Annotated in this window: 24 protein-coding genes; 18 read left to right on the forward strand and 6 right to left on the reverse strand. The window is 39.0% G+C overall.

The window, feature by feature from the left end; genetic code table 11:
- Positions 1-44: 44 nt before the first annotated feature.
- Both bshA and ABD769_RS21935 read left to right on the forward strand, forming a co-directional pair.
- The gene (gene bshA, locus ABD769_RS21930; RefSeq protein WP_344853497.1) at positions 45-1187 is read left to right on the forward strand and encodes an N-acetyl-alpha-D-glucosaminyl L-malate synthase BshA; all 1143 of its coding nucleotides are present in this window, start codon (positions 45-47) and stop codon (positions 1185-1187) included.
- A gap of 221 nt (positions 1188-1408) precedes the next feature.
- The gene (locus ABD769_RS21935; protein WP_344853498.1) at positions 1409-1855 is read left to right on the forward strand and encodes a KTSC domain-containing protein; all 447 of its coding nucleotides are present in this window, start codon (positions 1409-1411) and stop codon (positions 1853-1855) included.
- A 171-nt stretch (positions 1856-2026) separates the two neighbouring features.
- Here the strand turns inward: ABD769_RS21935 and cysS are convergent, their stop codons facing one another.
- Positions 2027-3487: a cysteine--tRNA ligase gene (gene cysS, locus ABD769_RS21940; RefSeq protein WP_344853499.1), complete on the reverse strand. Its 1461-nt coding sequence runs from the start codon at positions 3485-3487 to the stop codon at positions 2027-2029.
- A gap of 371 nt (positions 3488-3858) precedes the next feature.
- On the opposite strand from cysS, the gene ABD769_RS21945 reads away from it, so the two are divergent.
- The 4 genes from ABD769_RS21945 (at position 3859) to ABD769_RS21960 (ending at position 6814) form a co-directional block, all read left to right on the forward strand.
- Positions 3859-4290: a GNAT family N-acetyltransferase gene (locus ABD769_RS21945; protein ID WP_344853500.1), complete on the forward strand. Its 432-nt coding sequence runs from the start codon at positions 3859-3861 to the stop codon at positions 4288-4290.
- A 103-nt stretch (positions 4291-4393) separates the two neighbouring features.
- The gene (lipA, locus tag ABD769_RS21950) at positions 4394-5287 is read left to right on the forward strand and encodes a lipoyl synthase (protein ID WP_025144173.1); all 894 of its coding nucleotides are present in this window, start codon (positions 4394-4396) and stop codon (positions 5285-5287) included.
- 115 nt (positions 5288-5402) lie between these two features.
- Entirely contained in the window at positions 5403-5954 is a 552-nt protein-coding gene (locus ABD769_RS21955; protein ID WP_344853501.1) for an RNA polymerase sigma factor, read from the forward strand.
- 2 nt (positions 5955-5956) lie between these two features.
- Entirely contained in the window at positions 5957-6814 is an 858-nt protein-coding gene (locus tag ABD769_RS21960) for an anti-sigma factor (RefSeq protein ID WP_344853502.1), read from the forward strand.
- 613 nt (positions 6815-7427) lie between these two features.
- Here ABD769_RS21960 and ABD769_RS21965 read toward each other — a convergent pair.
- Entirely contained in the window at positions 7428-8129 is a 702-nt protein-coding gene (locus ABD769_RS21965; protein WP_121287726.1) for an AIM24 family protein, read from the reverse strand.
- Positions 8130-8243: 114 nt separating this feature from the next.
- On the reverse strand, positions 8244-9740 hold the full coding sequence (locus ABD769_RS21970) for an NAD(P)H-hydrate dehydratase (RefSeq protein WP_344853503.1): 1497 nt from the start codon (positions 9738-9740) through the stop codon (positions 8244-8246).
- Between the two features lie 195 nt (positions 9741-9935).
- Between ABD769_RS21970 and yiaA the strand changes: the two genes are divergently transcribed.
- The 9 genes from yiaA (at position 9936) to ABD769_RS22015 (ending at position 17182) form a co-directional block, all read left to right on the forward strand.
- The gene (gene yiaA / locus ABD769_RS21975; RefSeq protein WP_344853504.1) at positions 9936-10343 is read left to right on the forward strand and encodes an inner membrane protein YiaA; all 408 of its coding nucleotides are present in this window, start codon (positions 9936-9938) and stop codon (positions 10341-10343) included.
- Positions 10344-10498: 155 nt separating this feature from the next.
- Complete coding sequence (locus ABD769_RS21980) at positions 10499-11212, forward strand: gamma-glutamyl-gamma-aminobutyrate hydrolase family protein (protein WP_344853505.1); 714 nt, start codon at positions 10499-10501, stop codon at positions 11210-11212.
- A gap of 204 nt (positions 11213-11416) precedes the next feature.
- On the forward strand, positions 11417-11797 hold the full coding sequence (locus ABD769_RS21985; protein WP_344853506.1) for a DUF7793 family protein: 381 nt from the start codon (positions 11417-11419) through the stop codon (positions 11795-11797).
- Positions 11798-11845: 48 nt separating this feature from the next.
- Entirely contained in the window at positions 11846-12451 is a 606-nt protein-coding gene (locus ABD769_RS21990) for a hypothetical protein (RefSeq protein WP_344853507.1), read from the forward strand.
- A gap of 175 nt (positions 12452-12626) precedes the next feature.
- Entirely contained in the window at positions 12627-13286 is a 660-nt protein-coding gene (locus ABD769_RS21995; protein ID WP_344853508.1) for a hypothetical protein, read from the forward strand.
- A gap of 112 nt (positions 13287-13398) precedes the next feature.
- Positions 13399-15348: a beta-N-acetylhexosaminidase gene (locus ABD769_RS22000; protein WP_344853509.1), complete on the forward strand. Its 1950-nt coding sequence runs from the start codon at positions 13399-13401 to the stop codon at positions 15346-15348.
- Between the two features lie 51 nt (positions 15349-15399).
- The gene (locus tag ABD769_RS22005) at positions 15400-15870 is read left to right on the forward strand and encodes a CYTH domain-containing protein (RefSeq protein WP_344853510.1); all 471 of its coding nucleotides are present in this window, start codon (positions 15400-15402) and stop codon (positions 15868-15870) included.
- Positions 15871-16286: 416 nt separating this feature from the next.
- A complete protein-coding gene (locus tag ABD769_RS22010) occupies positions 16287-16751 on the forward strand; it encodes a BON domain-containing protein (protein ID WP_344853511.1) in 465 nt (154 codons plus the stop codon).
- An 8-nt stretch (positions 16752-16759) separates the two neighbouring features.
- Positions 16760-17182: an SH3 domain-containing protein gene (locus ABD769_RS22015; RefSeq protein WP_344853512.1), complete on the forward strand. Its 423-nt coding sequence runs from the start codon at positions 16760-16762 to the stop codon at positions 17180-17182.
- A 49-nt stretch (positions 17183-17231) separates the two neighbouring features.
- On the opposite strand, the gene ABD769_RS22020 is transcribed toward ABD769_RS22015, so the two are convergent.
- The 3 genes from ABD769_RS22020 to ABD769_RS22030 form a co-directional block, all read right to left on the reverse strand.
- Positions 17232-18200: an FKBP-type peptidyl-prolyl cis-trans isomerase gene (locus tag ABD769_RS22020; RefSeq protein ID WP_344853513.1), complete on the reverse strand. Its 969-nt coding sequence runs from the start codon at positions 18198-18200 to the stop codon at positions 17232-17234.
- A gap of 200 nt (positions 18201-18400) precedes the next feature.
- On the reverse strand, positions 18401-19396 hold the full coding sequence (locus ABD769_RS22025) for an FKBP-type peptidyl-prolyl cis-trans isomerase (RefSeq protein WP_344853514.1): 996 nt from the start codon (positions 19394-19396) through the stop codon (positions 18401-18403).
- Between the two features lie 44 nt (positions 19397-19440).
- Positions 19441-20451 (reverse strand): DHH family phosphoesterase, encoded by a 1011-nt coding sequence (locus tag ABD769_RS22030; protein WP_344853515.1) that lies wholly within the window; start codon positions 20449-20451, stop codon positions 19441-19443.
- 290 nt (positions 20452-20741) lie between these two features.
- On the opposite strand from ABD769_RS22030, the gene ABD769_RS22035 reads away from it, so the two are divergent.
- From ABD769_RS22035 to ABD769_RS22045, 3 genes are all read left to right on the forward strand, one after another.
- On the forward strand, positions 20742-21161 hold the full coding sequence (locus tag ABD769_RS22035) for a nucleoside-diphosphate kinase (protein ID WP_025144153.1): 420 nt from the start codon (positions 20742-20744) through the stop codon (positions 21159-21161).
- A 108-nt stretch (positions 21162-21269) separates the two neighbouring features.
- Entirely contained in the window at positions 21270-22043 is a 774-nt protein-coding gene (bamJ, locus tag ABD769_RS22040; protein ID WP_344853516.1) for a BamJ family beta-barrel-assembly machinery protein, read from the forward strand.
- A 283-nt stretch (positions 22044-22326) separates the two neighbouring features.
- Positions 22327-22503: a hypothetical protein gene (locus ABD769_RS22045; RefSeq protein ID WP_315424920.1), complete on the forward strand. Its 177-nt coding sequence runs from the start codon at positions 22327-22329 to the stop codon at positions 22501-22503.
- Positions 22504-22576 lie beyond the last annotated feature (73 nt).

Here is a 22576-nt window from a genome sequence, read left to right on the forward strand (position 1 = left end):
AGATTAAAATCGGGTACATTTGCGGTAACAACAATACGTTTATAATGAAGATAGGAATTGTTTGCTACCCCACTTTTGGCGGTAGTGGAGTAGTTGCAACAGAACTTGGTAAGGCGCTTGCTAACGAGGGTCATCAGGTTCACTTTATCACATATAGTCAGCCGGCCAGGCTCGATTTCTTTTCTGCAAACCTTTTTTATCACGAGGTTTCGGTAAGGAATTACCCGCTTTTTGATTATGCTCCTTACGAATCGGCATTGGCCAGCAAACTGGTAGATGTTGTCCGTTTTGAGCAACTGGATGTATTGCATGTTCATTATGCCATTCCACATGCTTCTGCTGCTTTTATGGCGAAGCAGATTTTAGCCAGTTATGGCCTTCATATCCCGGTGGTAACCACATTGCACGGTACTGATATTACTTTGGTGGGTAAAGATCCAACCTATAAACCTGTGGTAACTTTCTCTATTAACCAAAGCGATGGCGTAACCACCGTTTCGGAAGATTTAAAAGAAGATACCTATCGCCACTTCGAAATTACAAAAGAAATTAAAGTCATCCCTAACTTTATAGATTTTAGTCGGTTCAGTTTACAGGCAAAAGATCACTTTAAAAAAGCAATTGCCCCAAATAACGAACGGATTCTAATCCACACCAGCAATTTCAGAAAGGTAAAACGTACAGAAGATGTAATCAAAATTTTCGAAAAGGTACAGGCGGTAATTCCATCAAAACTGTTAATGGTTGGCGATGGACCAGAACGTGTGTATAACGAACAACTTTGCCGGTCGCTTAACATCTGCGAAAATGTGCGCTTTTTAGGTAAACAGGATGCCGTAGAGGAAATTTTATCAGTATCAGATCTGTTCTTAATGCCTTCAGAATCAGAAAGTTTCGGATTAGCTGCACTGGAAGCCATGGCTTGCAAAGTACCGATAATTACCACCAATGCCGGTGGTTTACCGGAACTTAATGTAGATGGTTTTTGCGGTTACATGAGCAATGTTGGTGATGTTGACGCCATGGCCGCCCATGCCATGGAAATACTGAAAGATGATGAAACATTGAACCGTTTTAAAGAAAATGCTTTTACAAGAGCACAGGATTTCGATCTGAAAAAAATCCTTCCGGAATATATCAATTATTATAAAGAAGTAATAGAAAACTCTTTACAAGCTAAATATTAACCGCTTATTGCGTTTTATAATATGAAGTTTTGCAGTGTAAATGCTGCAAAACTTTTTTTGTACCCAATTTTACCATTAGGTTAGGTTATTGTTAATATTTGAAAAAACAAAACTTTCTCAAAATCAAATGATTATAAATCGTATCTTTGCGGCCTTGAAACGGTTTGGCGGATAGAATTGCTAAGGTCGTTTTACCAAAATTAAAAAAGAGGTTAGCCCAAATGAAAAAAATAGTTGATTACAGAAAGCTTTTGAACGTAGATAAAAATGCTGAGTTAAAAGAGCTTAAATCGGTGTACCGTACATTGATGAAAGATTGTCACCCTGATAAATTTCAGCAGGAAGAAGAGAAATTGGATGCAGAAGCAAGAAGTAAAGAAATTATCGAAGCTTACCATTTCTTAGTAAGTATTGCGCCTGAAACCCGTGAGCAAAATATCGAAACGTACACACAAACCACTACTTTATCTAACATTCAGGATTTCGAATACAAACAACAGGTATTAAATATCCAGTTTTTTGATGGAAGTGCTTACGAATATTTCGATGTGCCAAAAGCAATTTATGTGAAACTGGTAAATGCCGATTCTCCGGGACGTTTCGCCCGCAGACATATTTTTAACGAATTTCCTTACCGCAACGTTGCAAGGGTAGCGGAAACAGCATAAAATCAATAACTAAAAAAGGTCCTGATGAAATTTCATCAGGACCTTTTTTTACACCTTCATTTATGAATCGGTAATATCTATTGTCGCTATCCAGTTAATGCCAGCTAACAATTTTTTATCATTATTTATTTAATAACAGCTCAAAACTGCAAACTCACAACTGCAAACTGATTAAGCCTTACTCCAGGTTGTTCCTTCTTTACCATCTTTAAGCTGAATACCCAATTCCTGCAATCCGATACGGATACGGTCTGAAGTTGCATAATCTTTATTGGCTTTTGCTTCAGTCCTTAAGTTAATCACCATATCTAAAACGCCGTTTAAATCGTTTCCTCCGGCATCTTCATCCTTCAAACCTAAAATATCGAATACGAAATCGTTAATCAGTTGTTTTAATTTTGCTAAAGCTTCGGCTGAGATTTTCCCTTTACCATCGTAAACGGTATTGATAATGCGAACGGCTTCAAAAAGCTCTGCAACTAAAATCGGACTGTTAAAATCGTCATTCATGGCTGCAATGCATTTCCCTTTCAATGCATCAATATCAAAATCGTTTTGCTCAGAAACCGATAGTTTATTTAAAAGGCCAATTGCCGACATTAAACGGCGAAATCCTTTTTCCGAAGCATCCAGAGCATCGTTAGAAAAATCTAAAGTACTGCGGTAATGTGCCTGCAACATGAAAAATTTCACCGTCATCGGGCTATAACCTTTTTTCAGTAAAGGGTGGTCGCCCGTAAACAACTCTAAAGGAAGAAAGCCATTTCCTGCCGATTTAGACATGCGTGTACCATTTACCGTAAGCATATTGGTATGCATCCAGTAGCGCGCAGGCTGTTTGTGGCTGCAGGCTTCCGATTGTGCAATTTCGTTGGTATGATGTGTTGCCGCTAAATCCATTCCACCGCCGTGGATATCAAACTCTGCACCTAAATATTTAGCGCTCATGGCCGAACATTCAATATGCCAGCCCGGAAAGCCCATACCCCATGGCGATTGCCATTGCATTAAAGTTTCAGGTTTGGCTTTTATCCAAAGGGCAAAATCCAGCCTGCCGCGTTTCTCATCCTGTCCACCCAGTTCTCGGGTATTGTTCAGCATGTCTTCGAGGTTGCGGTTGGTTAAAATGGTGTAATTATATTCCTTACTGTATTTTTCTACATCAAAATATACGTTACCGTCCACCTCATAACCATAACCATTCGCAATAATCACCTTGATCATTTCTATCTGTTCGATGATGTGACCGGTAGCCGTAGGTTCGATACTGGGTGGTTGCGTATTGAACATGCGTAATACATCATGGAAACCCAAAGTATATTTCTGTACAATTTCCATCGGCTCCAGCTGTTCCAATTTTGCACGCTTTGCAAATTTATCATCACCTTCATCCCTGTCGCCCTCCAAATGGCCGGCATCGGTAATATTGCGCACATACCGCACCTTATAACCAGCATATTTAAGGTATCTGAAAATTAAATCGAAAGAGATGAAAGTGCGACAGTTGCCCAGGTGCACATCGCTATAAACGGTCGGACCGCAAACATACATCCCAACATTGGGTGCATTTAAGGGTTGAAAAAGTTCTTTTTTGCGTGAAAGCGTATTGTAAAGCTGTAAGCCAGTATCCATATTGCAAATGTAAGATTTAGTTAGAAAGTTAAAACCTTTAAAATGGTAATGTTTGGCTTATGATTTTTAGCTAACATTTATCCACTGGGCAGAATGATTATTTGATACTGTTGGATTGTTTGATTGCTATATTGTTTTATTGCCAGTTTATTATTCGGAAAGCTGCTTTAGTGCTCATCGGTTACAGCAGTCCCTCTTTCCGCTGTAGCTTCGCCGAAGAGGCTCAGGCTGCCGCTCCAATAGGGTTTAGGTGGCACGGGCTGGTGCTTTTAGGAAGATAACCAGCAAGCATCCGTGCCGTCAGATGTTACCATCTGAGGGATGAATAATTTTTTAATCCTAATTTAGCTTAACATAATAAATTTTCAACAATGGTCGAATTCAGGGCAATAACCGAAAAAGATGCAGAAAGTGTGGCCGGGCTATCCACACAATTGGGTTACCAAAGCAATATCGAACAAACACTGCTCAGGATCAGGCAAATCAGTAACAATAACGAAAATTGCGGTTATGTTGCCCTGCACAATAGTAAAGTGGTGGGCTGGATCCATGGCTTTTATACTTTAAGGATAGAATCAGATCCTTTTGTCGAAATCGGAGGATTAGTTGTTGATGCTGAATACCGCAACCTAAAAATCGGGAAACAGTTAATTGATCGTGTAAAACTTTGGGCAAAACAGCAACAAGTAAAAAAATTAAAAGTGAGGTGCAATACCAAACGCACCGAAAGCCATCAGTTTTACGAGCGAATTGGTTTTACAGAGAACAAACGGCAGATTGCATTTGAAATGGATCTGATTTAGACCTCATATATAGTTACAGTTAACCTGACGAACCCAACTATTATTACAACCCTCAAACATTTCGGCATTGCAACAATTCAATCCTATTCATTAACTTTGTACCATGATTGATTTACCGGTAGTACCTGCTGTAACTGAAGTTAAACGCAAACCAGATTGGTTACGCGTAAAATTGCCCGTTGGTAAAGAATATGCACAAGTTCGCAGTTTAGTAGACACGCATAAGCTGCATACCATCTGCGAAAGCGGAAACTGCCCGAATATGGGCGAGTGTTGGGGTGCAGGTACGGCAACTTTCATGATTTTAGGGAACATCTGTACCCGCAGCTGCTCTTTCTGTGCCGTGGCAACGGGGCGCCCCTTAGCAGTTGATGTTGACGAGCCTAACCGCATTGCCGATTCGGTAAGGTTAATGGGTGTAAAACACTGCGTAATTACTTCGGTAGACCGCGATGATTTAAAAGATGGCGGTTCAATTATCTGGGCTGAAACCCTACAGGCCATCCGCAGAGAAAGCCCGATAACTACTTTAGAAACTTTAATTCCCGATTTTAAAGGTCAGTGGGATAATTTATACCGCGTTTTAGAAGAACGCCCTGAGGTGGTATCGCATAATATGGAAACCGTTAAGCGTTTAACCAGACAGGTACGTATCCAGGCTAAATACGACAGAAGTTTAGAGGCTTTAAAAAGAATTTCAGAATTTGGTTTAAGAACCAAAACAGGTATTATGCTTGGCCTTGGCGAAACTGAAGAAGATATTTTCGAAGCCATGGACGATTTAGTGGCCAATGGCGTGCACATCCTAACCTTAGGTCAATATTTACAGCCAACCCGCAACCACCACCCTGTGGTAGACTGGATCCACCCTGATACTTTTGCCATGTACAAAGAAGCTGGTTTGGCAAAAGGATTAAAATATGTAGAAAGTGGTCCGCTGGTACGTTCATCTTACCATGCCGAAAAACACCTTTTCCCGATTGAAGGGATAGCATAATTCTATTTCTTAGAAATAGATCTGCAATGTTTTAAAAATCGCACTCTCAGACGGAATGCATTTTTAAAACATTTTTTTGCTTTTGGTGTTCTGTATTGTATCTTAGTGACCAATAGTGACTGCATTAAAAAAATTAACCCTATCTGAGCCTGAACTTGTTCAAGCACTGCAATCGAAAGATCCGGCGGTACTAAAAACACTGTACAGCATGTATTCGTCAGCACTTTATGGCGTTATTTCACGCATTATTACCCACACAGAGCTTGCAGAGGATGTATTACAAGAAACTTTTGTAAAAATCTGGCAGTCTGCAACACACTATGATCATACAAAAGGACGTTTGTTTACGTGGATGATGAATATTGCCCGCAATTTATCGATCGACAAACTCCGTTCTAAAGATTTTAAGAATTCACTCAAAAACCAAGATATAGAAAATAACGTAAGTTTCGTTGATGAACAAAACAAGGTTACGTTTAATCCTGATGTTCTTGGTGTTAAGCAACTTGTAGACAACCTTAAACCGGATTTACAAGCAGTTCTTGATTTAGTTTATTACAAGGGTTTCACTCATGTGGAAGCCGCAGAAAAGTTAGATCTGCCATTAGGTACGGTGAAAACCCGGATCCGGTTGGCTATTATTGAATTGAGAAGGAATTTTAATTGAGCGTGGAAAATTTAAAAGCATATATCGAATCTGGAGTACTTGAACTGTACGTTTTAGGTGATTTATCACCTGAAGAAGCGTTGCAGGTTGAGGAAATGGCATCTCAAAGCTCCGAGGTAAGAGATGAAATAGCTGCCATTGAGCAGGCTATGGAGCAATATGCTATGCAAAATGCTGTAGAACCATCTGCAGATGTAGAAACAAGATTATTCGAAAAGTTGGGATTAAGTGAAGTTGAAGAGAATGTGAATGTTCAACCCGAACCAATTTATACAGAAGAACCAAGAATTATACGTTTAGATGGAAGTGATGCCAAAGTGAGAACTTTACGTTACGCCTTAGTTGCTTGTATAACTTTATTGGTAGTAAGTACAGCGGCATTGTTTATTACTTATAACAAGCTGAATGCTGCTCATGATCAGATTGCAAGTTTAAACCTGGATAAGCAAAAGTTTGCCGGCGTAGTAAGCAAACTGGAGTTTGAAAACCAGGGCTTAGATAATATGGCTGCCATGGCCGATAGCAAAGAATGGGCAACCATCAGAATGGCAGGACAGGCTTTTAGCCCAACTTCTAAAATGAAGGTGTACTGGAACAAAAAAGATAAAAGTGTACTGATTAATTATGTGGCGATGGATTTACCTAAAACCGATGCAGAACACGAATATCAGTTATGGGCTTTGGTAAATGGAAAACCGGTAAGTTTAGGCGTATTCGGTAAAACTGATTCGACCAATAACGAAGCACTTGTAAAAATGCAGACCATTGAGGAGGCACAGGCCTTTGCCGTAACCTTAGAGCCTATGGGCGGAAGCGTTAACCCAACCATGGATAAATTAACCGTAATGGGCGGTGTATAATCAGAAGTTATTTAATCAACATATTAAAATCCCGGCATTGATAATGTTGGGATTTTTTGTTTCCTTCCTGCTTGAATGTTATTTCGATTGAAGCGCAGCGAAACGGAGAAATCTAACAGTAGGGTAAAACATTCGAAAATTTCCTAATAAAGGTAGTTAAAGCTGCGCATTTATATTAGAAAATGATCATTTAAAGCTCCGTAGGTGCTGTAGTCCCGTTATTCACTCCAATCTTTTTATTGCTAATATTGCTACCAGGCAAAGGGTTTATTTTAATATTACTCAGGCAATAAAAAGGATTTTCGTTACTACCGGGTTTAGGAATTGATGTGTATGGCTCCTGGCCATTTAACCGCTGTGCTGCGCCCTGCAACCCTCAATAGTTGTACGGCCCGTGCCACTTAAACCTGACAGCAGCGAACACCGAACGCAAAGAGGTAAAGCGAATGGCAGGACTGTCGTTGTCTAAATGCTTCTGTATGTGCTTTCCAAAAAAGCGGATAAATATTTTTTTACTGAAAGAAGCGCAATACATAATTAACACATGCAGAGAGACCTTACTATAAAGATCTCTCCGCTCCACTGTGTTTCGGTCGAGATGACGATTCGGTAATTAAGATTTCGCAGCGTATTTCACTTCTTCATAAGGCTGCACCAGCACCCAGCCCTCTCCAAAAAATTCCAGTTGGAACGATTCGCCGCTTCCCCTGCCAATAAAAGAACCGAAAGTTAAATTGGTTTTAATGTTTGGGGTAAGGTTTTCAGACCAGGCCACCGTAGCGTTAGGATCGGTATAAACCGGTTGATTAGCTGTAACCCTCAATAAAATCGGTTCGCCATGCGTGGTAATGGCAATATAACCGCTTCCAGATAATTTCACCTGAAATAGACCGCCGCTCATCATTCCGGCGATGCTTTTGAGCATTTTAATTTCGTTTTTTATGTTTTCTTCCAATGCTAAAACATCATTTCCGTTTACAAAAACCGATTCGTTTTGAAGTTTAATGATTTTAACCTTTTTGCCTTCATCAGCCAGGTACAATTTACCGGTTCCGGTTGCGTGCATCAGTGATGTTCCTTCACCAGAGATGGCTTTCTTTAATAAGCCGCCCAAGCCCTTGCTTAATAAACCTTCTCTTTTAAAATCGATATTACCAATATATGCCACCATTGAGCCTGCTTTGGCCAAAATCTTTTGGTTTTTCAGGTTAACTTCGAGCATGGCGGGTTTTTCCAATTCAAAAAAATCGTTTTCTGCCGGGTTTTCTGCTGATTCCTTTATGAGTTCGTTCAGCGTGTATTCTTTTTGTGCCATAATAATTTCGTTTTCCGTTTTTAGATATCTGATTAAATATTCCCTTAAGCTATAAATTATTAACTATAAATATAGTAGAAACAGGGTTATTTTTTTTTACACACTAACTTAAAACTATCTGGGGATCAATAATTTAATTTCTCCTGATATTCTTCTAACCACTTGTGAAGCGGTAACCACAAAGTGCTCATGAGCCAGATCATCACCAGCTTTCCCATGAATGTAACAGGCTAAAATGGCAGCATCTTCAGCTGTATATCGCTGCGCCACAAAGCCTGCAATAATTCCAGTTAAAATATCGCCCATCCCCCCTTGCGCCATCGCCGGATTACCAGTCGGGTTAATCAATACTTTGCCCGTTGGAAGACAAATGAAAGTATATTGGTTTTTAAGTATGATAATAATCTTTAATTTTTTTGCCTGTTCTCTGGCCGATTGCACCCTGTCCCACCAGCTTTCATGTTCGCCAAATAACCGATCGAACTCTTTTATATGGGGGGTAAGAATGGTGTTTGGGGCAAGTTTATCGATCAGATCGCGTTTTTCGCCCAATATATTCAAGGCATCCGCATCAATTATTAAAGGTTGTTTAGACAGAATTAAACTTTCGAGTAATTTTTCATTTTCAGGATCTGTTCCTAAACCCGGTCCGATGGCTATGGCCTGGTATTTTTTAAGGTCTTCAATTCTGGTGTATTCATCTCTGGGCAATGCCATCACCTCGGGCAAGGTCGTATTTAACGCAATTAAACCACCCTGCGGAATACAAGCCGTAGTTAAACCTGCACCGGCATGCAAACAAGCCATTGACGAAAGCAGAGCGGCCCCCATGGTATTGGTATTCCCGGCGATAATTAATGCATGACCATAGGTTCCTTTATGGCTAAACAATTTCCGCGGGCGAAGGATATTTTGAATATCACTTTCTTCAATCAACTGAAAAGCAGCATCCTGTTTTTGAATAAACCCTTCATCCAAATCAATTTCTACTACTTCAAATTTTTCGGTTGCAGCTGCAGATTCGGGAAAGAAAAAGTTAATTTTTGGACGTTGAAAGGAGATTGTTTTATAGGCTTTGATGCCATTATATACTTCAGGCAATTTTCCTTCAGCAAAAAAACCTGTAGGTACATCAACAGCATACACCTTTTTATGTTGTTTGTTAATAAACTGCACCAGCTCTTCATAATCGCCAGCCAGCGCTTTATTTAAACCAGAACCTAAAATGGCATCGATCACTAAATCTGCTTTAAGGCTTTTCAGCTCGGAAGGCTGGTTAATAAATACTTTTTTGCAGCGCGATTCGTCTATCCGTTGCAGGTTAATGGCAAAATCGTCGCTTTGCTTGTTACTGAAGTTGATGATATACACTTTTATATTCTGATAACCATTAGCCAGCAGCAAATGGGCAGCAGCCAATCCATCGCCGCCATTATTTCCCTTGCCGCAAAAAATAGCAACACTTTTAGTGGGATCAAACTCATCTCTCAAAAAACTTTGTACAAAGGCCCTGGCGGCTTTCTCCATCAGATCAATTGAAGCAATTGGTTTGTTTGCAATGGTAAACTGATCGGCACTGCGCATTTGGGCAGAAGTTAGCAACGTTCGCATCTTACTAAGATAAAGTGTTTAAAATGATTAACCCTAAAGCACAGATAATGTTTTTATCCAATCTGTCAAAATAGGTTAAAGTAAAACGGACCGATTTAAATTAGTCCTTATTTGCAAGCAATGTATATATTAGACAAATAATAACATTAAGAAATCTTTAACGTTTTCTATTGAATTAAATTAAATCTCAAAACAATGAATCAAAAACCATCGAATGCATTCGTGGCTGCGGCCTGGATGGCATTAGGTATCGGAATGATCGGCTTTATTGTAGGCCTGTGGCGTTCGGATATGCTTCTCAACGAAAAAGGATATTATTTTACGGTATTGATGTTCGGCCTTTTTGCCGTAATCTCTTTACAAAAAGCTGTTCGCGATAAACTGGAAGGAATTCCGGTTACTGAAATTTATTACGGCATCAGCTGGTTTTCTACGCTGTTAACCATCACCTTACTGGTAATTGGTTTGTGGAATGCCACTTTATTGCCCAGCGAAAAGGGTTTCTATGCTTTTGCATTTCTACTCTCTCTGTTTGGTGCCATTACGGTGCAGAAAAATACGAGAGACAGCCAGATTGTGAATAAAAACCGTGGTGCTGAGTAAAGCTTAGCGGCTGTATCATTAGCGATTTCACTTTAGGCGCTGCCATTTTTGAGCCTGTCGAAACACCTTAAAGCATATTTAAGTGATCCTTCGACAGGCTACTATGCGCAGAATCCGGTTCAGCTGTGAAAACCTGTAGCAAAACTTAAAAGACTATGTCTGATAAAATAATTATTGGTGTTACCGACTGCAGCAAGTACGCCATTTACCGTGACTGGGTATTATCTTACAACAAAAATGTAGAAGTAATCCAGCTCGGATACAAGCTTAACAATTTCGACGAGATTAAAAAGTGCGACGGTATCGTTTTAACCGGAGGTGAAGACGTACACCCAAGATTTTATAACCATCCCGAATATTATCATTATTGCTACGAGGATGATATCGATGAAAAACGTGATGAATTTGAATTTCAGGTTTTAACCTATACCGAAGCCCATTCAATTCCGGTTTTAGGCATATGCCGTGGCATACAGGTTGGGAATGTATTTTTTGGCGGCACTTTAATCCCCGATATCGCAACCTGGGGCAAATTTGATCATTCAAAAATGCACGATAAATCAGACCGCTATCACGAAATTTTGGTGAATCCTTCTTCATGGCTTAACCAGATTGTTAATACTGACAAAGGCCTGGTAAACAGTAACCACCATCAAAGCACTGATAGAACTGGAAAAGGGCTTGTAGTAAGCGCAATCTCTCCTGACGGGGTTACTGAAGCTATGGAACGATTGGAACCAGAAGGAAAATCGTTTTTATTATTTGTACAATGGCATCCCGAGCGTTTAAAAGATCAGCAAAGTCCGTTTAGTAAAAATATACACGAGGCATTTATTCGTGCGATAAAGTTAAATATTAACCACAGCTAAAAAGGGTTAACACAGATTCTTATGATTATTACATTTTAAATCGGTGTTTATCTGTGAAGATCTGTTGCAAAAACAAAGAATATGCAAATCATTAACCCGGTAACTGAAGAAATTACTACCAGTTTAGAAAAGATAATTTGACCACGCTTCTTTGATAAACGAATTTAATATCATGTCAAAAAATCCAGCTATATTATAATTAATATGGAAGATAAACAGCTCATTGAAGGCGAAATTGCCGATTATTTATTAACTGATGATGGAATACTGATTTCGTACAGTAAAAGTATTTTACGTACCGTAGAAAATATTTCGGCCAATGTTGCACTGGTGAAGAAAATCACGGGAAATAAAAAAGTTCCACTGTTAATTTATTTAAAAAATTCGCCGGTTCCGGATAAAGAAACAAGAAAATTCTCGACAGAGCAACTGCCCCAAATTTATACTGCAATGGCCATGGTTTCGAAACCTGGTTTGGCGCAATTGATTATGAAGATTCTTTTCAAGTTCCAGATTCCGCCTATCCCCATGAAATCTTTTACAGATGATAAAAAAGCAATGGAATGGCTGAAGCAGTTTTTATAAGTGAACCTTTATTTGTATCATTAAATATTACTAAATATTTAACACTCCATGAAAAAAAACATGATTTACGGTATCGTACTCTGTACGGCATTTTCGTGTAATGATGCTGAAACACAAACCAATAATAAAGAAACACCTGCAGCACTACAGGACGACAAATCGTACAATATTATTTCGAAAAGAGGCAGTGGGGATTTAATAGAAAATTTATATGCTGATGCAGTAAGTAAAGATTCTGCGCTAAAGAAATTGGCAGAAAGTATCAATGAAATCAGGGATGAAAAAACTGATTCGTTAAAGAAATTTGATATTTATGATGGAAAAAACCAGGAGTACTTCACATCTGCCAATTACCATTTAAAAAAGATCAAAGATTCTCTGTTAAGAAAAAGTTTAACCACACTAATAGCCAAAAATCTCGAAGAATATAACGACAAGGTTTCATCGCATCGAAAACTGGTTAAAACGATAAATGCCAAAATGGTTTCTTTAAACGACCTGGAACTGGCATTAAAAGTCTCCAGAACATTCCCATTGATCAAAAAATACCAGAAAGAAAACCTGCCAAACCAAAAATCTATTTTAAATTTAAGACAGAACATCGATCAGGCGATTAAGCTGGCAGATACGCTTTACAAGAGTAAAACACAATGATTCCGATAGATAGAAGATATCCGCAAAAACTATGAAAGGTATAATGATGCGACCATCCTAAAAATTATTTCAGGAGCTAAAGGTTCATTAACCACAATAATAAAGAGATTTAATCGAAAAAAGGTAGAGTCAGCCGAGTAAAAACTCCTGTTATTCCATTAATAAAATCTAAATCATGACTACTCCAGCGCACACTAAAAATAGCTGGTTAATTAAGCAACGTTTTTTTAACCGGCATCCCAAAGAATTATTATTTACCCCACAATTCATATCATTTGGCAATCAAAAACTATCGGTTTCGACAATAAGCGATTTATCCCAGGGAGAGCCACTACAATACAGGTTTGGCATCGAATGGATTAGAGGATTTGAATTTACGGTTGGGAGAAAGTATCAACTATTTATTAAAAATGGAGATGGGGAAACGATTAAAATAAGTTTCGGTTCTTATTATGGCATAAATAAAATCTCCCTATTTAACCAATATATAGAAATATTAAACCAATTATGGCGAAGTTATTTCGATGGTTTAGTTGATCAATATCTGGAGCTTTTCAAGCAAAAAATACCATTTACTTTGGCTAATGTGAAATTTGATGAGTTTGGCATTAAAATTAAATCCGCAAGCTTCATTAAAGAAGAAGAAAAATCATTGCCCTGGGATGATGTAGGTACCAAAGATTACCAAACCTATTTTGCCATATTTTCGAAACAAGCCCCATCACTTATCAATAAAGGTTACAGCTACCTAGATAACTGGAATACCAGAATTCTATATAGCGTTGTCCAAACCATATTATTAAGAAGAGAAGGCCAAAAAAAGTTTGATAATTAGTCTTCTATTCTCCACGCCCCTTTCTCATTGCACTCTGCCAATTGCTCAAATTAAATCTTTTTTAATAAATTGCGGATTATACTTATCCGGTTAACCCGTTTTAATTATTTTAATGAAAAAGTTATTTCTGATTATCTCCTGCTGCTTCTTTACAGCCAATACATTCGCTCAATCTATTGTTACAGAAACTGAAACCGGCGATGCTGAAAGCGCTGTAGCGCAAACACCAATTGCCATTATTCCGGAACCTGTTTCATTGGTAAAAAAAACCGGAACCTTTACCTTACCCGAAAATGTAATTATTCAAGCGGTTAAAAGCGGGGAGTTAAAGCAATCTATTGCTTATTTATCAGATCGTATTACCACTGCTACAGGAAAATTTGTAAGCACGGTGAGTAATTCCAGTCACCCAACCATTAAACTGATTTTAAACACGCAGGAGGATACTCAACTCGGCAAAGAAGGTTACAAGCTAAATGTTAACCCTACGCAAGTGGTAATTACCGCAAACCAGCCAGCAGGTATTTTTTATGGCGTACAATCGTTAATCCAGCTTTTTCCTGCCGAAATAGAGAGCAAAGAACTGGTTAACGACGTGAAATGGAAAGCACCTTGTGTGGATGTAACAGATTATCCGAAATTGGGCTGGCGCGGTTTAATGTTCGATGTAGCCCGTCACTTTTTTACCAAACAGGAAGTAAAACAGTTTATTGATGACATGGTACGTTATAAATTTAACTTGCTGCATTTGCACTTAGCGGATGATGAAGGGTGGAGAATTGAAATTAAAGGTTTGCCTAAATTAACCGAAGTTGGTGCCTGGAGCGTTAAAAAAACAGGAACCTTTGGCGATTTTACGCCACCAACTCCTGATGAGCCCCGTACTTATGGTGGTTTTTATACCCAGGAAGATATTAAAGAACTGGTACAATATGCACAGGATCGTTTTGTAAATATATTACCCGAAATTGATGTTCCGGGCCATAGTTTAGCCATTATTGCTTCTTATCCGGAGTTATCATGCACACCGGATGCGGTAAATTATAAAGTACGCTCAGGCGAAAAAATTATGGATTGGAGCCGTGGTGCGCCGCCAACAGCCCTGGTTGATAATACCCTTTGCCCTGCAAATGAAAAAGTTTATGTTTTTTTAGATTCAGTACTTACGCAGGTAGCCAAACTTTTCCCTTTCGAATACATCCACATGGGCGGTGATGAAGCGCCTCATAATTTTTGGGAAAAGAACGATCAGGTAAAGGCATTAATGCAGCGCGAAGGTTTAAAAACCATTCCGCAGGTACAGGCTTATTTTGAAAAACGGGTAGAACAGATTGTGATTTCGAAAGGTAAAAAATTTATGGGCTGGGATGAGATTCTGGAAGGTGGCGTATCGCCAACAGCTGCAGTAATGAGCTGGCGGGGAATGAAATACGGTATTCAGGCCGCTAATGATAAACATAATGTAGTAATGAGCCCTACTGATTTTGCTTACCTGGATTATATGCAGGCAGATCAGATTACAGAACCAAAAGTTTATGCCTCGTTAAGGTTAAACAAGGCTTATCAGTTTAACCCGGTTCCGGCTGGTGTAAATGCGCAGTATGTTATCGGCGGGCAGGCAAACCTTTGGACGGAACAGATTTTCACCTTCCGCCAGGTAGAATATATGGTTTATCCACGTGCATTTGCTATTGCTGAATCCATCTGGAGCCCTATTGAAAAGAAAAACTGGACCAATTTTGTTGATCGTACGCAACAACATTTTAAACGCCTGGATTTAGCAGAGATCAAATATTCGCCGGCCATTTACGATCCTATTTTTACCGTAAAACGCAGTGCTGATAAACAACTGATGATAGAGCTTACGCCTGAGATTGATGGTTTGGATATTTATTACAGTTTTGATAATTCTACTCCAGATCGTTTTTATCCAAAATATACTACTGCACTGCAGGTTCCGAAAGATGCCAGTATGTTGCGTGTAATTACCTATCGTGGTAAACAACCCATCGGCAGACTGATTAGTATGCCTGTTGCGGATTTACAGAAAAGGGCCCGTTAAACAATCAGCATTAAGATTCCCGCTTTCGCGGGAAAGACGAAAATATTAATAATGGGAAAAGAAATAGAACGCAAATTCTTAATTGATCAGCAAAAGTGGGATAACCTTAACAAACCTGAAGGAAAACTCTTCAGGCAGGGTTATTTACTTACTGATAAAGATAAAACCATACGGGTAAGGGCTACGGAAACCAAAGGGTTTTTAACGATAAAGGGCCAAACCGTTGGGGCCACAAGGCTGGAATATGAATACGAGATCCCGGTTGGTGAGGCCACAGAATTATTAGATCATTTCTCGCAATCAGAACTTTCTAAAACACGGTACGAAATTACATTTAACAGCAAACTTTGGGAAGTGGATGTATTTTCAGGAGATAACAAAGGCTTAATTGTTGCCGAAATTGAGCTGGAAAGCGAAGATGAACATTTTGATTTACCGGATTGGGTAAGCAATGAAGTTACCGAAGATGCAAAATATTACAATTCTAACCTTACCGTTAAACCTTTTAAAGATTGGGTTTAAATTTTCAAAGTCTGTTCCGTAATAGTTGGGTTTGCGTTAGGGATTGTAAGGGTTCAGTACCGGTTCTTCATCGGTACCGTAGCGAAGCGCAGCCCTGAAAAGCCCGCCCTTTGGGGAACGCCCAAATCAGTTTGCAGTTCTCAGTTTACAGCTCTCAGTTTGCAGTTCTTAGTTTGCAGGTTTTTAAACGATGCAGCCCTCAATGAGGCCTATAAAAACATGAATAACCCGGTTTAAGCCTGTGAGGTCTATACAGCATTTAAAATTTATTTAAATTTTCTACCGGATTTTCTTTTCTATTTAAACTCATTTCCTATATTAGCCTTATCGAATTCATCCTATCGATAGCAAAAAAGAAATTATCCCAGTTTCTGTGATTTGCAAATTCAAATAATATCAATTATAAAACCAAAAGGATGAAAACAAGTAAATTTTTAATGAGCATGGTTGTTGCGGCTACACTGTTTTGTGTGGGTTGTAAACCAAACGATGCGGCTATTCAGGCTGCAATTCAGGCCAAAGAAGCGGCTGGCATTACGGTAGCTGTTACCAAAGGGAACGTAACCTTAACCGGCGTTGTTGATGATGAGGCAATAAAAACCACAGCAGGAGAAATTGCAAAAGCCGAAAAAGGAGTAAAAACAGTTACCAATAACTTAATCATTAAACCAACTGATTTACCGGTAGTAATTGCAGATGATGCTGTTTTAATTAAGAATGTTGCCGATGCCACAAAAGATTTCCCAACGGTGAAGGCAGCGGTTAAAGATGGTGTGGTTTTATTAACCGGCGAAATTAAAAAGGCGTCGTTAATTACCTTAATGCAACATTTAAGTGCGTTAAAACCTAAAAAAATCGACAATAAACTAACCGTTAAATAATTCTAGTGATGGCATTAACAGATAAATATAAGGCATTAACCGATGCTGCAAGTGCAGCAGGTATAACTGATTTATTGGTAAGGGAACAGGATGGCGTTTTATACGTAGATGGTACTGCAGCCGACGGCGCAACCAAAGACCACCTTTGGGAAGTGTACAACCAGATTGATCCGAACTTTACTTCCGGCGATTTGGTGCTGAACGTAAATGTAGCCATTGATGCGGCCGTAACGCATGCAAAGGTAATTACAGAAAGCAGTAATTTAAATATCCGCAAAGGCCCGGGTACCGATCAGCCCGTTGTAGGTAAAGCGGCACATGGTGAAGTGATTACTTTGGTTAACAGAAGCAATGATTTGTGGTGGCTGGTTAGAACCAAGGATGGCGAAGAAGGTTATTGTTATGCACAATACCTGGAAGCACAGGCATAAAAAAAGACCTCGCAGGTTTTAAAACCCGCGAGGTCTAATCAATAATAATCTATTTAGCTAATGGCAAGCCTGCATTTGGCTTAATAATGCCTTTTAGTTCTACATCGAAAACCAACGGTGTAAACGGATTGATCGGTCCGCCGCCATTTTCACCAAAGCCTAATTTAGATGGTAAAATCAGTTTAATCTTACCGCCTACCCCAATCAGCTGAATACCCTGAATAACACCTTGTGGCAATTGCCCTAAGGGTAAACTGCGCGGTACATATTGTACGCTTTCTGAGAAAATTCCGGCTTCTTTTGCAATTTTAGCATCCGAAGTATCGAAAACATTTAATGTTCCGTTCGACTTTTTATTGGTAAACTGACCGGTGTAGTCCATTAGCACTGTATCGGTTAAAGTTGCCCTTTCTGAATTTCCCGGCGCGGTAATCACATACTGCAAACCAGATGGCGCAGTAGTTACTTTCAGGTTATTCTCCTCTACGTATTTAGCTATTTTGGCCGGTTCTACCGTTTTGTTTTTCTCGTTTAAAGCTTTGTATTCTGCCTCAAAGAAAAGCCTTTTCTTTGCCTCAAAAATAGAATCAGGATCTTTTCCTTTATGTAATACTTTCTCAATTTTAATGGTGAAAGAAGCAATATTCGATTTTAAACCTTTTGGTTTCGGCTGACCGGAATATTTCTCCATCGAATCGAGGTTTAGTTTAAAAACTGCGCTATCGCCTTCTCCAAGCAGCTTCAAGCCAGAAGCTAAATCACCTTTAAACATCGATTTACTGATGGCAAAAAAAGCAGGCCGCTCATTATCGTAAGTATTCACCATTACCGAATCGGGATTGGTATTGGTTTCTACGGTTTGTACGCCGTTTAATTTTACATAATCGCCATCCTGAATTTTTGGCTTACCGTCACTTTTATAGATCTTGTAAGTCATATCTCCTTCACCCTTTTCGAATTTGTTACAGGCAGATAGTCCTGATGCTGCTGCCAAGAGAATAATTATTCCTTTTTTCATTTAATATATTAATTAAAAATCAACCTTTAATCCGTTTAGGGATGTTAGGCCATTTTATTAGATCAGACAAAGATAGACTATAATAAGTTTTTACGAATCTTTGCAAAGTTTTTATTTCTTGGTTCTGCGTCAAAAAAAAATCAGGCAAAAAAAATCCTGCTTAACTTAATAAGCAGGATTTGAAATATGTTTTCGAAAAATTATTTTTTAACTGGAGCTGCTGCTACCGGAGCCGGAGTTGCTGGTGCTGGTTTTCCTTTGATAATGTCTTTAATTTCAAGATCAAAAGCAATCGGGCTGAAAGGCATAATACCAACTTGTGGTGCGCCTTGCTCGCCATAACCTAGGTTAGAAGGAATAATAACTTTGATTTTACCACCTTTACCAATTAACTGTAAAGCCTCGGTAAATCCTGGGATAGTACCACCAACCGGCATTTTTTGAGGTCCGTAAGGTTTGCCTGCTTTAAATTCGTTTTCAGCTTTAGCCAGTTTCTCGTCGCTTGTATCGAAGATTTTGTATTTACCATCTTTACCTTTTTTAGTTACTCTACCAGTATAATCAATTAATACGGTATCGCCTAAAGCTGGCTTTTCTGCACTACCAGGTGTTTCGATGATGTAGTGTAAACCACTTGCAGTAGTTTTGGTTGCCAGTTTTGTATCTTCTAAATAAGCTTTAAGTTTAGCAGGTTCTGCAGCTTTCTTTTTCTCTGAAGAAGCTTTATAGTCAGCCTGGAAAAATTCTGTTGCTCTTTTGTTGAAAGTAGAATCAGCTTCGCCAGCTTTTTTCTTAAATACTTTCTCAATTTTAACAGTGAAAGTGATGTATTTATCGTTTTTAAACTGCTCTGGTTTTGGCTGTTTGCTATGGAAAGCCATCGTATCCAGGTTCACTTTAAAAGTTGCGCTATCGCCTTCTCCGAACAAGGTTAATACATCGTTCATATCGCCAGCATACATTTTTTTCTGTGCAGGAAATACAGCAGGAGTTTCGCTATCAAAAGTGCTTGATAAAACTGAATCTTTATCGTTTTTCTGGATAAAATTCATTTTAACGATGTCTCCTTCTTTGATTTTTTCGTTACCTGCCGAGTGGTGGATGGTATATAATAAACCACCAGCTCCCTTTTTCTCTTGTTTACATGCCGCTAAGCCTAAAGTAGCTGCTGCTAGAATAATAATTCCCTTTTTCATTTATTAATTTGACTTTTTTAAGTTTTAGTGTTTATTTCTTGCCCTCAGGCGATCAATTGTTCTTTATATTCTGCTAATATCGATTTAAATTCGTTAACTACATCAGCTAAGGGTTTTTCTGCTGCGCCACCGGCCGCATTTCTATGTCCGCCACCGTTAAAATATTTTTTACAGATTTCGTTTGCAGGGAAATCTCCGGTAGACCTTACCGACAATTTAACCTTATCGGTACGTTCGATAATCAAAGCTGCCAAACGGATTCCGTTGATTGATAATGCGTAATTTACCACCCCTTCTGTATCGCCGGTTACACTGTGGTATTGGGCTAATTCTTCATTTGTAACCGAAATTATAGCAGTATTGTATTCTCTTAAAACCTCTAATTTGTTTGACAGGCAGTAACCTAAAAAGCGTAAACGGTTTTCGCTGGCATTATCATATACCAGTTGATGGATTTTCCAGTGCTCGGCACCTAAATCGATCAGATTTGCGGCAATCCGGTACACTTCAGAAGTTGCAGACTCGAAACGGAACGATCCGGAATCGGTCATAATACCCGTGTACAAGCAAGAAGCTACATCTTTATTAATCCCGGCCTGATCATCCAGCTGGTTCACAATAAAATCATAAACCAATTGTGCCGCTGCACAGGCATTAATATCCCAATGTCGGTAATCGTCAAAATCCTCCGGTTCGAGGTGATGATCGATCATGATTTTTTTAGCACCTGCTGCCCTCACCAGTTCGCCCAGTTCGTTAATGCGGCTTAAAGTATTAAAATCAAGGCAGAAAATGATTGAAGCTTCATCTACCAGTTTGGCCGCCTGTTCCTGCTGCTCGGTAAAGATAATTACATCACCATTGTTCGGCATCCAATGTAAAAAAGTAGGATAATCGGTTGGGGTAATTACCCTTACATGGTGGCCTTTCTGAATTAAATATCCATATAATCCCAGCGATGAACCCATCGCATCGCCATCAGGTTTATGATGCGTAGTGATCACAATCCGTTGTGGCGTAGCCAATAATGTTTTTAATTCAGTTAGTGTAAGCATATATTTTTCGAGCAGCAAAGCTAAGTAAATTTAGAATAGGATTAAAGGATTTTAGGATTAACAGGATCATATAGAATAGGATTAAAAGATTTTGGGATTTGCAGGATGATGGGGCAACATGATTAAGTTAGGCGATTTGGTATATTTTACCACAGACAGCCGGTGGCTAAAAACCTGAATTATCGTGCCTGATTAACGATTTAATGCATTTTTACCTTCCTGAATTGATGGTTATTGATTATTCATCAATTAAAACGTATTTTTGCAAAAAATTTGATATCAAAAGCACAATGAGCACTAACAGAACTTTTACCATGATTAAGCCAGATGCAGTAGCAAACGGCCACATCGGATCGATCATTAACGACATTACCAATGCAGGTTTTAAAATCATTGCATTAAAATATACTAAACTTACCGACGAAACTGCTGGTCAGTTTTATGCAGTACACGCTGAGCGTCCGTTTTACAAAGATTTAGTAAGCTTCATGTCTTCAGGACCAATTGTTGCAGCTATTTTAGAAAAAGACAATGCGATTGAAGATTTCAGAAAACTGATCGGTGCTACTAACCCTGCCGAAGCTGCAGAAGGAACTATCCGTCAGAAATATGCAAAATCTATCGATGCAAATGCCGTTCACGGTTCAGATTCTGACGAGAATGCAGAAATTGAAGGTAACTTCTTCTTCAAGGCAGACGAGCGTTTCTAATTTTCACCAACACAATATTTATTTAAAACCCCGAAATTTCGGGGTTTTATTGTTTTATCTATTTTGTATCTTTCGGCCTTAAAAATAATCAACACTATAAAATAAATAATGAAAAGAATTTTCTTAGCGGTATGTTTATCGGGTATCGCTGTTGCCTCTTACGCACAAACCAAAACAGCAGCAAAAAAACCTGTTGCCAAAAAACCGGCCACAGCCACCAAAACATCAACAGTTAAAGCTGCTGGCTTACAATCGTCCCTGGATTCTACCAGTTATGCCTTTGGTACCTCTATCGGTACAGGTTTAAAAACAACCGGTTTATCTACCTTAAATTACGATGTATTATTGAAAGGCTTAAAAGATGCTTTTACAGGTGGCAAGGTAATTTTAACTCAGCAACAGGCACAACAATGCATCAACGAAGCGTTATCTAAGGCATCATCAGTAAAAAACAAAGCGGAAGCTGAAGCAAATAAAATTAAATACGCACCAATTATGAAAGAAGGACAGGATTTCTTAGAACAAAACAAAAAACGTGCAGGTGTACAAACAACTGCAAGTGGTTTACAGTATGAAGTTTTAACCGCTGGTACAGGCGTTAAACCACAGGCTACCGATTCGGTATTGGTACACTACAAAGGCACATTGTTAAACGGAAAACAATTTGACAGCTCTTACGACAGAGGCGAACCGATTTCTTTCCCTTTAAACCAGGTAATTAAAGGCTGGACAGAAGGCGTACAATTGATGCCGGCTGGTTCTAAATACAAATTTTTCATCCCTTACAACCTGGCTTACGGCGAGCGCGGTGCAGGGGCGGATATTCCACCCTACAGCACTTTAATTTTCGAAGTTGAGCTGTTAAAGGTTAACGGAAAATAAACTCTATTCGTCATTTCGAGCGAAGTGCAACGAAGTTGAGAAATCTATCCAGGCAGATCTCTCTCCCGAATATTCGGGACGTTATAGTCGAGATGACGATTTTTTTTTTTGAATAATCCTTTGTCCGTCATTTCGGGCGAAGTGCAATGAAGTAAGCAAATCTGCCGAGTCGATTAGTTGTTAACCCCTAACCACAAAAAATCTCTTTAGAATTGAGCTAAATAACCCCACAATTAAAACTTTCTTTAATATTCGATGTTAGCTATTACAAATTAACATAGATATGAAAAAAGCATTCCCTTTAGCACTGATCGCATTTTTATGCACTACCTTAAGTAGTTGTGAACTAGTAGAAGGTATATTTAAAGCCGGCGTTTGGGTGGGCGTAATTGTAGTTGTAGTAGTGGTTGCGCTGGTAATCTGGATTTTATCCAAAATATTCGGCGGAGGAAGGAGTTAATCCTGAGTCTACAATCCTTAGTCGGGAGTTTAATTCCCATTAAAATATAAAGGGCATGAGTTTTAAACTGATG

The sequence above is a fragment of the Pedobacter jeongneungensis genome, assembly GCF_039538295.1.
In the GTDB taxonomy this organism is placed as follows: domain Bacteria; phylum Bacteroidota; class Bacteroidia; order Sphingobacteriales; family Sphingobacteriaceae; genus Pedobacter; species Pedobacter jeongneungensis.